The 16,011-nt window shown below is 42.8% G+C and carries 15 protein-coding genes; 3 read left to right on the top strand and 12 right to left on the bottom strand.

The features are described 5' to 3' along the window. Positions 1-59: 59 nt before the first annotated feature. The 7 genes from HPS57_RS00360 to HPS57_RS00330 all read right to left on the bottom strand — a co-directional run bounded on the left by HPS57_RS00360 (position 60) and on the right by HPS57_RS00330 (position 5,000). Positions 60-584, bottom strand: coding sequence for a 30S ribosomal protein S16 (locus HPS57_RS00360; RefSeq protein WP_172179163.1), 525 nt, complete (start codon positions 582-584; stop codon positions 60-62). Between the two features lie 156 nt (positions 585-740). Next, complete coding sequence (locus tag HPS57_RS00355) at positions 741-893, bottom strand: hypothetical protein (protein ID WP_172179162.1); 153 nt, start codon at positions 891-893, stop codon at positions 741-743. A 94-nt stretch (positions 894-987) separates the two neighbouring features. After that, a complete protein-coding gene (locus HPS57_RS00350) occupies positions 988-1,878 on the bottom strand; it encodes an RluA family pseudouridine synthase (RefSeq protein WP_172179161.1) in 891 nt (296 codons plus the stop codon). Positions 1,879-1,935: 57 nt separating this feature from the next. Beyond that, on the bottom strand, positions 1,936-3,309 hold the full coding sequence (locus tag HPS57_RS00345; protein WP_172179160.1) for a dihydroorotase: 1,374 nt from the start codon (positions 3,307-3,309) through the stop codon (positions 1,936-1,938). Positions 3,310-3,319: 10 nt separating this feature from the next. Continuing rightward, positions 3,320-4,108 carry a DUF4369 domain-containing protein gene (locus HPS57_RS00340; RefSeq protein ID WP_172179159.1) on the bottom strand — a complete coding sequence of 263 codons (789 nt, stop codon included), beginning with the start codon at positions 4,106-4,108 and terminating at the stop codon, positions 3,320-3,322. A 117-nt stretch (positions 4,109-4,225) separates the two neighbouring features. Then, positions 4,226-4,660 carry a hypothetical protein gene (locus HPS57_RS00335; RefSeq protein ID WP_172179158.1) on the bottom strand — a complete coding sequence of 145 codons (435 nt, stop codon included), beginning with the start codon at positions 4,658-4,660 and terminating at the stop codon, positions 4,226-4,228. Continuing rightward, a complete protein-coding gene (locus tag HPS57_RS00330) occupies positions 4,653-5,000 on the bottom strand; it encodes an FtsB family cell division protein (RefSeq protein ID WP_172179157.1) in 348 nt (115 codons plus the stop codon). The genes HPS57_RS00335 and HPS57_RS00330 overlap by 8 nt, the downstream gene beginning before the upstream one ends. A gap of 193 nt (positions 5,001-5,193) precedes the next feature. Here HPS57_RS00330 and HPS57_RS00325 point away from each other — a divergent pair, with 193 nt between their 5' ends. The 3 genes from HPS57_RS00325 (at position 5,194) to ndk (ending at position 8,911) form a co-directional block, all read left to right on the top strand. Next, positions 5,194-6,999 carry a DNA polymerase III subunit gamma/tau gene (locus HPS57_RS00325; RefSeq protein ID WP_172179825.1) on the top strand — a complete coding sequence of 602 codons (1,806 nt, stop codon included), beginning with the start codon at positions 5,194-5,196 and terminating at the stop codon, positions 6,997-6,999. A gap of 72 nt (positions 7,000-7,071) precedes the next feature. Next, positions 7,072-8,382: an MATE family efflux transporter gene (locus HPS57_RS00320; protein ID WP_172179156.1), complete on the top strand. Its 1,311-nt coding sequence runs from the start codon at positions 7,072-7,074 to the stop codon at positions 8,380-8,382. Positions 8,383-8,449: 67 nt separating this feature from the next. Beyond that, positions 8,450-8,911: a nucleoside-diphosphate kinase gene (gene ndk / locus HPS57_RS00315; RefSeq protein WP_172179155.1), complete on the top strand. Its 462-nt coding sequence runs from the start codon at positions 8,450-8,452 to the stop codon at positions 8,909-8,911. Between the two features lie 403 nt (positions 8,912-9,314). Here the strand turns inward: ndk and HPS57_RS00310 are convergent, their stop codons facing one another. From HPS57_RS00310 to carB, 5 genes are all read right to left on the bottom strand, one after another. Beyond that, the gene (locus tag HPS57_RS00310) at positions 9,315-10,055 is read right to left on the bottom strand and encodes a 16S rRNA (uracil(1498)-N(3))-methyltransferase (RefSeq protein WP_172179154.1); all 741 of its coding nucleotides are present in this window, start codon (positions 10,053-10,055) and stop codon (positions 9,315-9,317) included. 94 nt (positions 10,056-10,149) lie between these two features. Continuing rightward, positions 10,150-10,698, bottom strand: coding sequence for a bifunctional nuclease domain-containing protein (locus tag HPS57_RS00305; RefSeq protein WP_172179823.1), 549 nt, complete (start codon positions 10,696-10,698; stop codon positions 10,150-10,152). A gap of 86 nt (positions 10,699-10,784) precedes the next feature. After that, entirely contained in the window at positions 10,785-12,047 is a 1,263-nt protein-coding gene (locus tag HPS57_RS00300; protein ID WP_172179153.1) for an MFS transporter, read from the bottom strand. A gap of 13 nt (positions 12,048-12,060) precedes the next feature. Continuing rightward, positions 12,061-12,720, bottom strand: coding sequence for a ribulose-phosphate 3-epimerase (gene rpe / locus HPS57_RS00295; RefSeq protein WP_172179821.1), 660 nt, complete (start codon positions 12,718-12,720; stop codon positions 12,061-12,063). Continuing rightward, positions 12,717-15,968 carry a carbamoyl-phosphate synthase (glutamine-hydrolyzing) large subunit gene (gene carB / locus HPS57_RS00290; protein ID WP_172179152.1) on the bottom strand — a complete coding sequence of 1,084 codons (3,252 nt, stop codon included), beginning with the start codon at positions 15,966-15,968 and terminating at the stop codon, positions 12,717-12,719. The genes rpe and carB overlap by 4 nt, the downstream gene beginning before the upstream one ends. Positions 15,969-16,011 lie beyond the last annotated feature (43 nt).

The raw sequence follows: 16,011 nt of genomic DNA, 5'->3' as shown, positions 1-16,011 counted from the left end.
GAAATTGTAGAAGCATTTCCAGACAAAAGATTTCTTCGGTCTTTGAGAAGAAAAAGAAATTAAGCCTCAGCAGCTTCTGTTGTCTCTGTCTCTTCTGCTGCAGCCTCAGCCTGTGCAGCAACAGCGGCAGCCTTCTTTTCAGCTACAGCCTTTGCCTTTGCTTCATTCTGTGCTTTCTCAGCCGCAAGCTGTGTTGCTTTTGCAGCTTCCTTTGCCTTTGCAATAGCAGCCTTTGCAGCATCAATACCGTTTACTTTAGCCTGCTTCCAAGCGTCAAACTTCTGCTGAACAGCAGCCTCATCGAATGCGCCCTTCTTAACACCACCTTTGAGGTGCTTCATAAGGTAAACGCCCTCTTTGCTGAGGATGTTGCGTACTGTGTCTGTTGGCTGAGCACCACACTCTACCCAGTAGAGAGCACGCTCGAAATTGATGTCAACAGTTGCAGGGTTTGTGTTTGGGTTGTAAGTTCCAAGCTTCTCGATGAAACGACCGTCACGTGGAGCACGTGAATCTGCGATTACAACACTGTAGAATGCGTAGCCCTTACGACCACCACGCTGGAGGCGAATTTTTGTTGCCATGAGTTAAATAATTGTTTTGTGCGGCACACGTGCCACGGTTAATAATTAGATAATATGCTTCCAACACGTGAAAGCGAATGCAAAGTTACTCATTTTTAGCAAATTAACACTACATATCGTTTACTGAAACATTATATTTAATGTTTTTTTGCAGTTTCATGAGTAGAAATTGAAATAAATGTATGCCAACCCTGCAAGAATGATGATTGTTATGATTGTACGTATCAGGCATCCAACACATCTTTTCAGAAGCCATACACCAATGATAAAGGCTACAATGCAGAGGGCATAGTATGTTAAATTTTCCATGTTACATTATTCTATGTTATGGTTTCGATTGTTCCTGCATATTATAGATTCATATTTATGAAGCAAAATATACACATCGTATTAATGGGTAGAATTATTTAAAAAGCCTACGGAAGGTGGAAGGTATCGGTGTTGTAAATTCCATTGGTTCGCGTGTTACAGGATGGTAGAAACACAGCATATATGCATGCAGGCACAGGCGGTGCAACGGATCATCCCCATTACCATACTTTACATCTCCACATACAGGATGCCCAAGGTCGGCTGTATGGACACGAATCTGGTTTTTGCGTCCTGTTTCCAATTTATATTCCACAAGCGAATGCTCAGTTGTGCGTGCCAATGTCTGATAATGTGTCACAGCATATTTTCCACCATTGTCTACAGGAGAACTGTAAGTTACGTATGCTTTGTTGTCCTTCAGCCAGTTTGCAACAGTACCTTGGTCATCCTCCATCTCACCGGATACCACAGCAACATACCTACGGTCAAACACAATATCATGCCAATTGTGCTCAAGTATCTGCTCAGTCTCCATATCTTTTGCATACACCATCAATCCGCTTGTATCACGGTCAAGGCGATGGACAGTATGTGCACGGCACTTTTGTCTTGTTTTGCAGAAATATTCGTCAAGGACAGTTTTTACATTGAGTGTTGTGTGTGCCCCTGCCATGGAAAGAATACCCGGCATTTTCTCCACAACGATAAGATAGCGATCTTCATAGACTATTTTAACCCACTTTGACTTGAATGTGTCATTGCGCTTCGACTTTGAGATCGCGAGTTTCATTCCACGCTTTAATGGATAATCGAACTGCGTGACAGTCTTGCCACCAACTTTTATTCCCCTCCCCTGCAAAGTATCCTTAATCTTATTGCGTGACATTTTCACGTTTTTCAAAAGATACTCAAGCAGTGGAGCTTCATACTCGACCTGAATATAAGAATAATCCTGTGGGGTATTGTTATAGTAATGTTTCATATTCTTCGTTCTAATGTGTTTATAATCTGCATCTTATTTTATGAATTCAATCAATTATTAACGGAAGCACACTTCTTCTCCACGTGATTCTTCATCAAATACACCATTCGCTAATATATGTTTTCCATTACATAATGTGTGAACTACATTCCAATGAAAGTTCTTCCCCTCCAGCGGACTCCAATGGCATTTGCTTTTTATGCCATCAGCAGTAAGTGTCCACCCTTCAATATTTCTTGAAACAATGACAATATCCGCTTTATAGTTCTCACGCAAGAAACCTCGGTCACGAACAGAGAACAACCGTGCCGGATTATGGCACATCAGATCTGCCAATTGCTCTATTGTTAAGACACCATCGTCAACAAGCGACAGCATCGCCACTAATGAGAATTGTAGCATAGGCATTCCTGAAACAGCTTTTGACGCTCCACCTGTTTTCTCTTCGAGAGTATGTGGAGCATGGTCAGTTCCTATGGTAAATATGGTTCCATTGGAAAGTCCTTTACGCAATGCTTCCCTATCCGCAATGCCTTTTATTGCAGGATTACATTTTATGCGCGTTCCCAAAGTTTCGTAATCCTTATCACAGAACATCAAATGGCTTACTGTTGCCTCACATGTTATCTGAGGAATGCTGCTAGTAATTTCTTTATTCACGCATTCGGCGTTAATTTTCTTGACAAGGGCAAGTTCCTCTTGCGTTGAGACATGAGCCAAATGAAAATGTGTACCATATTTTTTTGCGAGTTCCAATCCTCTTGCCGCAGATGCCATACATGCTTCTTTTGAGCGTATAATAGGATGTAATCTCACATGCGGGTCTTCACCATATTGTGCTTTGGCTTTCTCCATATTGGAGTCTATGATACCGGTATCCTCACAGTGCGCCATTAATGGTAAGGAAAGTTCTTTTGACACTTGGAATATTTTTTCCAATGATTTTCCACTATCTACGAGCATGTTTCCTGTGGAACTACCCATAAATAGCTTTATCCCTGGAATACGGTGACGGTCAATACCGGAAAACAATTCCACATTATCATTAGTTGCGCCAAAGAAGAAACTGTAGTTCACATGGCTTTTCTCCTTTGCTATAATGAACTTGTCCTCCAAAGCCTCAAGCGTTGTTGTCTGAGGTTTTGTGTTTGGCATATCAAAATATGTGGTCACACCACCATAAGCAGCAGCACGACTTTCGCTTTCGATGTCTGCCTTATGCACAAGTCCGGGCTCTCTGAAATGCACATGTGAGTCTATCACTCCGGGAATAACAAAACACCCTGTGGCGTCTATCTCTTCGTCATAAACACCACAGGGAGTTTCTTCTGATGGGACAATGGCATTTATCCTGTCACCATCTGTAATTATATTGCCAACAAAAGACTTTCCCTCATTGACAATCGTTCCATTCTTTATAAGTATTCTCAAAATATTATATTTATTGCTGCTCCACCGGTTCAGCCATGTCAGCAGGAGTCGGTGGCATGGATTCAGTTGAACTGATAGGAGCTTGTGGTTGTGGCGCTGGAGTCTCCATGCCGTTCATTATGTTTTGGTTGCGCTGTGCAGCATCCATATAATCCTTCACATAGCTATCTGTCTTGAACGTATCTGTCGCTTTGCTCATTATGTCTTCTATCCATGGGGTCAGTTCCGGATACTCATATACAGATGTAATCATCATAAACACGCCAGGACCAAGGATATTGTCGAAATTATCACAGATAAATCCTGTTATCAATTTATCCTGCGCTACAGCTATACGCTCGGCATCAGCAGTAAGATTCTTATAGACATCATTCATGTCTGCACCATCCATAATCGCTTGGTTCTCGCGATGCGAGAGGTCATTATACTGATTTTGCAGCCTATTGTAGTTGTCTATAAAATGTGACAGTTTGTCATTAAGTGCAGTACCTGTACAGTTCTGCTTTGTATTATTAAGCTGAATGGATATTTTACCTTCCTCCAGCACTATAGGCATGACACTTTCGTTGTCCATAAAGATAGTTGCCATATATACAGAATCTGTTGAGCCAGAGAACTTGAACTGTCCATGTACAACCTCGCAAGAGTCAATATTCTTTAATTCACCGTTCTTGATAGCCTTCAAATACAGCATCTGACCATCAAGTGTGGAAATATTGGAAGTACCCTGCACCTCAAACGTCTTAGAGCAGGAAGTACAAGTCAAAACTGTCAGTATGGTGTATAGTATTTTATTCATCTAATTAAGGTAAAATATAAGTGCTTTTGCAATGCAAAGGTACTATGATATATTCAAGAATGAAAAAAAATTCATTCAATTTAATTTTATCCTACCATGTTTTATAGGTTTTTAAGACTATTTTTTCATCTCTGACGATATTCTGTGAGTCGTGTACATTTGCAATATTGCACCAACAAGAAGCAGAACAACCCAATTGTTGTGGACAAACTGGATATATGTGAAATAACCATCAATGCTGCTGACAATGAGTGGACGCAGGAAATGATAAACATTCTCTACCATCAACAGACCAGCTAAAACAAAACAAATTCCAGAAACAAGCTGGATAGAATACAACCTCCTAAGTGTCAAAGTTCCGTTATCAGCAACATCCCTGCGCTGTGCTACAACATACGTGGCAGAACCTACTATATATGTCCATGGAACAATCTTCGCAGCAACAGAAGCCCAATCGTATTCCGACATTAGCATTGAGGCTACGAGAAGACCTGTACTTATTACCATCAGAAGCCCACCAATGAGCATGACAACACCATTTGATTTATTCATTTTCCTCTTCGCTTTTAGTTGTTTGGAATTCGTTGACATAACGTGGATCTGTACTGAGCACGAAGATATCCTCGTTGTCTGTCTTCATAAAATAACGTTCACGAGCTATGCGTTCTATGTTTCTCGGATTACGCTCAAGATCACGTAGCTGACTTTTATCTTTCTCATAAATCTTAGTGTATTGTTCTATCTCTGACTGCAAATCTAAGATTTCATATTGGAGCAACACACGATGATACAGGCTATTCGAATCCGCAAAACCAACGACAATAGTGCCAATAACAAAAGTTATCAGATATTTATATCGTGAAAGTATGCTATGTATTGCCGTTTTGTTCATAAAAACATATTACAAAAAATCATCTTTGCAAAAGTACGCAAATTTCCCGTACTTTTCAACCACCAAGCGCAATAATTAAGATTTGTTTGTAAAATCACCTGTTCCTTATAATTTCTTAATTTATCAAATACCTTATTTAATATCTCATCCATTTTTCGTAACTTTGCGAAAAATAACAATAACCGACAACTGAATTATGGAATACCAAGTTTCAGCACGCAAATACCGCCCCATGTCCTTCGCATCTGTTGTAGGACAGGAAGCTCTGACTACCACGCTGAAAAACGCTGTCAAGTCAGGAAAACTTGCACACGCATTTCTTTTCTGCGGTCCACGTGGTGTGGGAAAAACAACATGTGCACGCATTTTCGCCAAAACAATCAACTGTGAAAACCCTTCTGCCGACGGTGAAGCTTGTGGAGAGTGTGAGAGTTGCAAAGCTTTTGCAGAGCAACGCTCCTACAACATATTCGAACTTGACGCTGCATCAAACAATTCTGTCGAAAACATTAAGCAACTGATGGAGCAGACACGTATTCCACCACAAGTTGGCAAATACAAAGTCTTCATCATTGATGAGGTCCATATGCTGTCCACACAAGCATTCAACGCTTTCCTAAAGACACTTGAGGAACCGCCATCGTACGTTATATTCATCCTTGCAACGACAGAGAAGAACAAACTTCTCCCGACAATCCTATCACGCTGCCAGATTTATGACTTCGACAGAATGACAGTACCAAACACTGTCAATCATCTGAAAATGGTTGCCGAAAAGGAAGGATACACCTATGAAGAGGAGGCTTTGGAAGTCATTGCTGAAAAAGCGGACGGTGGGATGCGTGACGCTCTTTCCATCTTCGACCAAGCGGCATCATTCTGCCAGGGAAACATAACATTGGAAAAAGTTGTCAAAGACCTTAACCTCCTGGATATAGAAAACTATTTCCAAATTGTAGACCTTGCACTCCAAAACAAATGTGCGGAGACAATGGTATTGCTCAATAGAATGCTTTCCGACGGTATGGATGGCGGAAACATTGTCAGCGGACTTGCCGAGCACATACGCAACGTGATGATGGCCAAGGATGCACAGACAATCCCGCTCCTCGAGACAAGCAAGCGTTATGCACAGCGCTATCAGGAACAAGCGCAAAAATGCTCTGCATTGTTCCTCTACAAGGCTCTGCAGACACTTACACGGTGCGACCTTAACTACCGTCAAAGCAGCAACAAACGGCTTCTCGTCGAACTTACACTCATAGAAGTTGCCCAAATAACACAACCGGCAGACAGTAGCGACGGTGCGCCCCGTCTGGGGCGAAGATTGAAATCCCTGTTTAAGAACATCACTCCCAAACAGCCAAAACCGGCAGAGCAGGTGGCCGGGGCTGTGAATTCCTTGCAGAACGCAGAGCAGACAGCACAGCAAGGAAGCGGAGTAACCGTATCTGCCACAAATGCCGGAACAGCAGTCTCAGAGAACAAGCATCATGATATGCCAAAGTCTGTCTCCGGTATGCCAAAAATGAAACTCGGTGCTCTTGGCGGAACATTCAGTTCTCTCTCCAAAAAGGACAATGTACAAGCCGCCAACGTAGAGACAAAGGTTATAGACGACGGTAAAGCAAAAGTTTTCAACAATGACGAACTTGCCTTGCAATGGATGGCTATGTGCAACCGCATGGCACAGAAACGCGAATACATCGGGCTTGCAACAAGCATGCGTAACCTTGAGCCACACATCACGGACTTTCCGAATGTGGAAATAGTTGTTACAAACAGTATCTTACTTGACCAACTGAAACAAATCCATACAAGAATTTGGGCGACACTGGCAAAAGAACTTGCAAATTCCGAGATAAACATATCCTACCGTCTGGCTGAGAATACGGAACTGAAGAAAATCCTGACACCGCCGGAACTATTTGCGAAATTCAAGAGTCAACTGCCATCGTTCAATTTCCTTGTAAGGGAACTTGGTCTCGAACTCATGTAGCAATCTACATATTACCCGGTTGGACATCCCAGCACATTCCAGCATAGACTTTCCGGTTCACCTTCTTTATCCATGAACAGACAAATCCTTGACATTGCCCTCCCCAGCATAATCTCCAACATAACAGTGCCACTGCTCGGACTGATAGATGTCGCAATAACAGGGCATCTCGGCTCGGCAGCATACATCGGTGCGATAGCTGTTGGCGGAATGTTGTTCAATATTATATATTGGATGTTTGCTTTCCTACGTATGGGAACAAGCGGCATGACAGCACAGGCTTACGGAAGGAAAGACTTTCAGGAGATAAGAAAGCTGCTTGTATGCAGCCTTGGAGTTGCATTGCTGATATCCACTGCACTCATCGTGTTGGCTGTAATTATCAGAGAGACAGCTTTTTTCATCATTGCCCCATCGGAAGATGTAGGCAAATTGGCACGTATATATTTCAATATCTGTATCTTTGGAGCACCGGCATCACTGGGATTGTTCGCTATCAACGGCTGGCTGATAGGAATGCAAAATTCCCGTACACCAATGTTCATAGCCATAGCACAGAACATTTTGAACATCATCATCAGCCTTTCGCTTGTCTATGGATTCGGAATGAAGGTTGAAGGCATAGCTTTGGGAACAGTTACTGCACAATGGGGTGTTTTTCTCACAGCTCTTCTTATGCTGAAGAAGCAATATCAAAAGATTGTTTTTTCAGAAACAAACCGACTTGCAGAAGTCATAAAGCAGATTTCCAAAGATGACTTATCAAGGTTCTTTTCTATCAACAAGGACATATTCCTCAGGACAATATGTCTTATCACTGTGCATTTCATATTCATAGCGGCAGGCTCACGCCTCGGTGACACAGCACTTGCCGTCAACACAATCCTTATGCAGCTATTCACGTTGTACAGTTATTTCATGGACGGCTTCGCATTTGCAGGAGAAGCTCTTGCCGGCAAGACCATAGGGGCACAGGACAGAAAAAGCTATAACCTCGTTGTACGCAATCTGTTCATTTGGGGAGGCATAATGATTGCTGCATTCACATTGACGTACCTTATCGGAGGACAATGGTTTATCAGTATGCTGACAGATGATGCCGATGTACGCAACTCTGCAATGGACTACAGGCTGTGGATTCTCTTGTTCCCAATATGTGGCATGGCAGCATTCATTTGGGATGGCATCTATATCGGTGCGGCAGCCACACACTATATGTTGCTGTCCACAGCTGCCGGAATGGTGATATTCATATCCCTGAACTACATGCTCTACCCCACTCTGCAGAACCATGGACTGTGGGCAGCATTCAACTGCTACCTTTTCACCCGAGGAGCTATCCTGACGGCAACAAGAAAAAGAATATTCCGAACAGCTGTATAGACATTATACGCCGGTAAGAATAGACATAATAAAACAACATACTAATCCTATTAACTAAACAAAAACAATGGAAAAAACATTGGTTATCCTCAAACCTTCATGTCTACAGCGTGGACTTGTCGGTGAAGTGACGAAAAGATTTGAACAAAAGGGACTGCGCTTGGCAGGAATGAAAATGTGCCGGCTGACGGACGAAGTCCTCAGTGAGCATTATGCCCACCTTGCCGAACGTCCGTTCTTCCAACAGTTGAAGGACGCAATGATGATAACTCCGGTAATAGTCTGCTGCTTTGAAGGCGTTGGAGCCGTTGAGGTTGTAAGACAGATGGCAGGCACCACCAACGGACGCAAAGCCCTTCCGGGCACAATACGAGGAGACTTCGCCATGTCATCCCAAGAGAATATTGTGCATACAAGCGATTCCATTGAGAATGCGGCAATCGAACTTAAACGTTTCTTCAAGGACGAGGAAATCTTTGATTACAAGTCTGCAGCCACTGCTTTCATATACGCTGCAGATGAAGTGTAACGTGCTGTAGCATAACAAAGAGCCACCTCTGTTCTATTATAATCTGCGTAAATCCGTGAAAAGAAATTTTCTTTCAAGACCGGAGATTTTACATTTCGACAATATATCAGCAGAACAGGACAGTTGCTTACAAATTGTCATATATCTTATTGTTTTAGCAAACATAAAACACAAAAGATGTTAAAACATTATATATACAATGAAAGGTAACACTTGACCACTCAAAGTGTTACCTTTCATTACACCAAGCGTTACCTTTTATAATACAAGAAGTAACCTTTTATTATGTCACTTCTTATTCCTGATTTTCACGTAATATCATATACCTTTCTCACTTATGACAACCAAGAAACCGATGTGACACAAATTTTATCCCAAACCGGCGTTGCAATACCTCATTTGCTCAAAGTCTTCTTGCAAGATTGGACATGGATACAGCCTGCAGACCGGCAGTTTCTGTACGCAAACGGCTCTTGCCAAGTGTGACAGACTCATAACCGTTGTCCATCGCCATGCGGACTTCATCGATGCTGAAATCGCCTTCCGGACCGACAAGCACGGTTATATCGTCACTTTCATGCAAGGAGTCCTCGTGTGAAACAGAACTTATCAACCTGAAAAAATCCTTTTTAGAGATTTCTTCATAGCAGTGACAGATGAACTTACGCCCCTCACGTGGCTGACGAATGAAGCTCTTGAAATCCTGCATCTCATTGACTATAGGTTTCCAAGCCTTGTGGCTTTGTTTCACAGCTGACACTACGATTTTCTCAACCCTGTCAGTACGGATTTTTGTTCGTTCTGAGAAGCGGCAGTTGAGGAAGGAAATCTCATCAAAACCAATCTCGGTTGCCTTTTCAATCATCCATTCAATCCTATCCATCATCTTTGTAGGGGCAATGGCAAGATGTATGTGTCCATGCCAGGTTGGCTCTTGTGGCATTGTCTCCACAATACGGTACAGGCACTTTTTATTCGTGACAAGTGTTATTTCGGAACGGTGGAACGCACCCTTGCCATCCATCAGGAATATCTCATCGCCTGGCTGCAGGCGTAGGACACGAATGGCATGTGTCGCCTCTTCCTGTGGCAATTCTTCGGACATTGTCGCTTCTGGTGCATAAAAAAAGCGGACTTCTTTCATTTTATGGTGAATTATGTTTTTTGTCAGTATAGGAATTGAATTTTGCAATAAAAACAAATTATGGAGAGAAGTACTCTACAGAAGAATCACTATTCTAAAGTTTCCCCCTCTTCCTCAGTTCGTCACGAATTGCAGAAGCCATTTCGTATTTTTCCTGTTCTACCGCGCTTTGCATCGCATCCTGCAGCATTTTGTCTGACAAAGCGTTGTACGGAAGTGCCATTGATATGCCACCGTTAGTGGCGGGAACAGCTTGGCGCTTCATCAGTTGCATGGTGGCGTAGAGCGGTGTCTTGGTGATGACATGCATTAGGATTGCATCAGAGGCGCGAAGAGATAAAGGCTGATTGGTGTCTGTATTGATTATCATTGCCTTATACACACCGTCAACGATGTCATTTATCACAAGCTCGCACTTGTAGCCGACTTGGTTGAGGAGTATGTTCGCCAAAACATCAGGCAGCATCGTATTGCACACTCTTTGTTTGGAGATATGCATGTGAAGGGATTCTTTCATCGCCTTGTCACATACAATAGCAATCTGCATGACTTCAGCCTTGTCCATCAGCACGACAATACCAACTTCAGGGTTGCCGACAATCTCTGAGACACTATGAACTTTCAATTCAACTTTTTCCTGCATAAAGAAGATGAATTTGATTATTTAACGTAGCATTAAACAATAGAAGAGGGGGACTTGTAATCATCCCCCTGCTCCACACATTTTATTTATTTGGTTGTTTTCTTTGGTTGGAAGATTATTGCAAACATCACGAGAACCACAAGAGCGTAGCCTGCAAAGATGAACCAGCAAGTGCGCCATCCTTCAATCTGGAGACTCTCTGGTTGATAGAATACATAATTGTTTACGACGGCTTGCGCGGAAAGAGTACCGACCGTGGCTCCAAGTCCGTTTGTCATAATCATAAACAGTCCCTGAGCGGAAGAGCGAATATCAGAATCCGTGCTCTTGTCCACAAACAATGCTCCAGAAATGTTGAAAAAGTCAAATGCAACACCATAAACAATGCAACTGAGAATAAACATCCATACACCGTCTCCGGGATTGCCTGTGCCAAAAAGTCCGAAGCGAAGCACCCATGCTCCCATTGCAATCATCATGACACTCTTTATTCCGAAACGTTTCAAGAAAAATGGGATCAGAAGGATGCAGCATGTCTCACTGATTTGGGAAATGGAAATCAGAATATTCGCATGCTGTGCACCGAAAGTGTCTGCAAACTCCGCAATTTCTTTGAATGCTGATATGTAAGTGTTACCATACCCATTTGTGATTTGCAGACTTACTCCAAGGAACATTGAGAAGATAAAGAATATTGCCATTTCCTTCTTCTTGAAAAGTTGTATGGCATCCAAACCAAGTTTCTGAACAATAGTTTCCGAATTGTCTGATGTTGTACAAGCTGCCTTTACAGGAGATGCCGGAAGAGTAAGTGCATAGACTGCAAGAATGAGACTGAGAGCACCTGACACTATAAACTGCTGGCTTGTCGACTGATAACCACAAATGTCTACGAGCCACATTGTACAGATAAAGCCAATTGTTCCAAAAATACGGATTGGCGGAAAATCTTTCACCGTATCCAATCCGGCTTTTGTCAAAGAGTTGAAAGCCACAGAGTTGGACAATGCCAATGTAGGCATGTAAAAAGCAACACTGATTGCATACAATGTGAAAAGCAAGCTTATGTCACAGCCATCAGACATTCCATAGAATCCGGCAACAGCCATGAAAGTTCCGGCAACAAGATGACACAAGGAGAGAAGACGCTGAGCCTGTATCCAACGGTCCGCAACAACACCCATTATGCCTGGCATAAACATACTCACAACTCCCTGAATGGAATAGAACCATCCGATTATTGAACCAAAACCTGCATTTGCTAGATAATTGCCCATACTTGTAAGATACGCTCCCCAGACGGCAAACTCCAGGAAGTTCATGATAGTCAGACGAACTTTTATGTTCATAGTTATTTAAGATTTATAAGGTTAGTCGTTTTAATGAATCTATCACCTCAATAGGATTGTCAGCCTTGAATATGTACGAACCGGACACAAGCGCGTCACAACCGGCCTTGACAAGGCGTGGAGCAGTTGAAGCATCAACACCTCCATCTACTTCAATCAAGGCTTTACTGCCACATTCGGAAATCATGTTACGCAGGGCATGAATGCGCTCGATGGTTGCCTCGATGAATTTCTGACCGCCAAAACCGGGATAAACACTCATTACGAGAATCATCTCCACATCGTTTATGTATGGACGGACAGCCTCAACCGGAGTGCCCGGACTGATGGTAACGGCAGCTTTCATTCCTTCAGCATGGATGCGCCTGATAATATCCGGCAGCCTTTCACCACAAGCCTCTATATGAACATTCATGGATTTTGCGCCAAGCTTTGCAGTTCTTTCTATGTAATCTTCCGGACGCATTGTCATGTAATGAACATCCATTGGCTTCTTGAGAACTTTTGCTATGGCGTCAAGCACGCTGAACCCGAACGAGATGTTTGGTACAAACATTCCATCCATAATATCCAAATGAAGCCAATCTGCTCCACTTTTGTTTATCATCTCTATGTCCTTCTCCAAATGAAGGAAATCCGCTGCCAGCAGCGAAGGTGAAACTATTGCCATTATTTATATTCTGACCAAGATTTTATTGCAATGTTTTCTATTGGCATAGTGCAGAAAGCGTGTATGAATGCGCTTGCAAGCCGTGAATTTGTAATCAGTGGGATATTCAAGTCTATTGCCGCACGGCGAATCTTGTATCCGTTGTCCAGCTCACGAGCTGTATGGTTCTTTGGTATGTTGACCACCATGTCTATTTTCTTTTCATGAAGCATTTCGAGAGCCTGTGGATATTTCCCCTCATCCGATGGCCAGAACACTTCAATATTTTCCACACCATTCTCGCAAAGGAATCTGTGCGTGCCACCGGTAGCATACAGCACATATCCATTCTTTATCAACTCATGTGCAGCATCAAGCATTTCCGCTTTCTGCTTCGTTGCACCAGTTGAAAGCAGGACTGTTTTCTTTGGAATACGATGACCCACTGAAAGCATAGCCTTCAAAAGAGCACATGATGTGTCGTCACCGATACAACCAACTTCTCCCGTTGATGCCATGTCAACGCCAAGCACAGGGTCAGAACCTTGCAAACGGTTAAAAGAGAATTGGCTTGACTTTATACCTACATAATCAAGGTCAAACAGATTCTTGTCCGGCATATCAAACGGAACATTAAGCATCACTTTCGTTGCAAGGTCTATAAAATTAAGTTTCAAGACTTTGGAAACGAATGGGAATGAACGGCTGGCACGAAGATTGGTCTCTATTACAAGAATATCATTGTCTTTCGCCATATACTGGCAGTTGAAAGGACCTGAGATATGCAACTCGCGTGCAATCTGCTTCGTTATACGCTTTATGCGACGCATTGTCTCAACATAGAGCTTCTGTGGAGGAAACTGCAAAGTTGCGTCACCGGAATGCACTCCGGCAAATTCCACATGCTCGGAGATGGCATAAGCTATTATTTCACCATCCTTTGCAACACCATCAAAATCAATCTCTTTAGCATGCTCGATGAATTTTGATACTACTACCGGATGTTCCGCTGATACGTTCGCGGCAAGCTGAAGGAAACGCTCCAGCTCCTCACGATTGGAACAGACATTCATCGCTGCTCCGGAAAGCACATAAGACGGACGGACAAGAACAGGGAAGCCTACCCTATCAATAAAATCATTGATGTCGTCCATACTGGTCAGCGCTGACCATTCAGGCTGGTCGACGCCTATTCTCGCAAGCATAGAGGAGAATTGTGCGCGGTCTTCACAATTATCAATATCCTTTGCTGAAGTTCCAAGGATTGGCACATTTTCCTTATCAAGTTTCATGGCAAGATTGTTTGGGATCTGGCCACCGGTCGACACAACCACACCATGAGGAGACTCAAGCTCAATGATGTCCATAACACGCTCAAACGTCAGCTCGTCAAAATAAAGGCGGTCGCACATATCATAATCCGTGGATACTGTTTCCGGATTATAATTTATCATAACAGAACGGTATCCGCTTTTGCGTATAGTATTGAGAGCTTGTACGCCACACCAGTCAAACTCAACAGAAGAACCAATACGATAAGCACCAGAGCCAAGCACTATCACAGTTTTATTGTCTTTCTCAAACTTGATATCGTGCGCTGGTTTTTCTGTACTTCCTATACCGGAATATGTCATATACAAATAATTTGTATGTGCCGGATATTCTGCTGCAAGAGTATCTATCTGTTTCACAACAGGCAAGATGTTGTATGATTTACGGAGAGCACGCACAGCGAGAAGTGCCTTGTGCATATTGCCCATTTCCTTTTCAAGCCCAACAGCGCGAGCTATTTGGAAATCTGTAAATCCATAAATCTTTGCAGTGCGCAATAACTCCTTGTCAAGAACATTGACAGAGGTGCAATGGCGTAATTGCGTATCAATGTCCACTATATGCTGAAGTTTCTCGAGGAACCATCTGTCAATTTTCGTTATTTCATGAATCTGCTCAACGGTGTAAATCTTACGTTGCATCGCCTTGGCTATGACGAATATGCGCTTGTCTGTAGGCTCCTTCAAAGCAGTCTTGACGTCAGCGACCTCAAGTTCTTTATTTTCCACAAAACCATGCATGGACTGCCCTATCATGCGCAGACCTTTCTGTATTGCCTCTTCAAAGTTACGGCCAATAGCCATAACCTCTCCGACAGATTTCATTGAAGAGCCAAGTTCTTTGTTTACGCCACGGAACTTGGAAAGATCCCAGCGAGGAATCTTACATACAACATAGTCCAATGCTGGTTCAAAGAATGCAGACGTTGTCTTTGTAACAGAATTTTTCAGTTCAAAGAGACCATATCCCATACCAAGCTTTGCTGCAACAAATGCAAGAGGATAGCCTGTTGCTTTTGAGGCAAGAGCAGAAGAGCGTGACAAGCGTGCGTTCACTTCAATGACACGGTAATCCTCCGACTGCGGGTCAAAAGCATACTGTACGTTACACTCGCCAACAATACCAATGTGCCGAATTATCTTTATTGCAAGGGCACGCAGCTTATGATACTCGGAATTTGTAAGTGTCTGGGATGGTGCTATGACTATTGACTCACCGGTGTGTATGCCAAGTGGGTCAAAATTTTCCATGTTGCAGACTGTTATACAGTTATTGTATCTGTCACGCACTACCTCATATTCAATTTCCTTCCAGCCTTTCAAAGATTTCTCAACAAGAACCTGTGGAGAGAAAGAGAATGCCTTTTCAGCAAGAGTGTCAAGTTCTTCTTCATTATCACAGAAGCCCGAACCTAAACCTCCAAGGGCATATGCAGCTCTGATTATGACAGGATAGCCAAGTTCCGAAGCAGCCTTGCGAGCATCCTCGATATTGTCACAAGCCTGGGATTTTATTGTCTTGACATTAATTTCGTCAAGTTTCTTCACAAATAGCTCTCTGTCTTCTGTGTCAATAATCGCTTGCACAGGCGTACCCAAAACACGGACATTGTATTTTTCAAGCACACCATTTTTATACAGTTCCACACCACAATTAAGAGCGGTTTGTCCTCCAAATGCAAGAAGAATACCATCAGGGCGTTCCTTCTCAATGACACGCTCTACAAAGTATGGCTGCACCGGGAGAAAATAAATTTGGTCAGCAACACCTTCAGAAGTCTGGACTGTTGCAATGTTTGGATTAATCAGCACTGTCTTGACCCCTTCTTCACGAAGAGCCTTCAGCGCTTGTGAACCTGAATAATCAAACTCACCGGCCTCACCTATCTTTAAAGCTCCGGAACCAAGGAGCAAAACTTTCTTTATATCTTTGTCAACCATGTTTTTAACTGAATAAGTTTATAATATGTCCATAAACTCTTTT

It is taken from the genome of Palleniella intestinalis (assembly GCF_013166595.1).
Taxonomy (GTDB): Bacteria; Bacteroidota; Bacteroidia; order Bacteroidales; family Bacteroidaceae; genus Prevotella; species Prevotella intestinalis.
The sequence above is the reverse complement of the archived record's forward strand: the minus strand, read 5'-3'. Positions and strand labels throughout refer to the sequence as shown.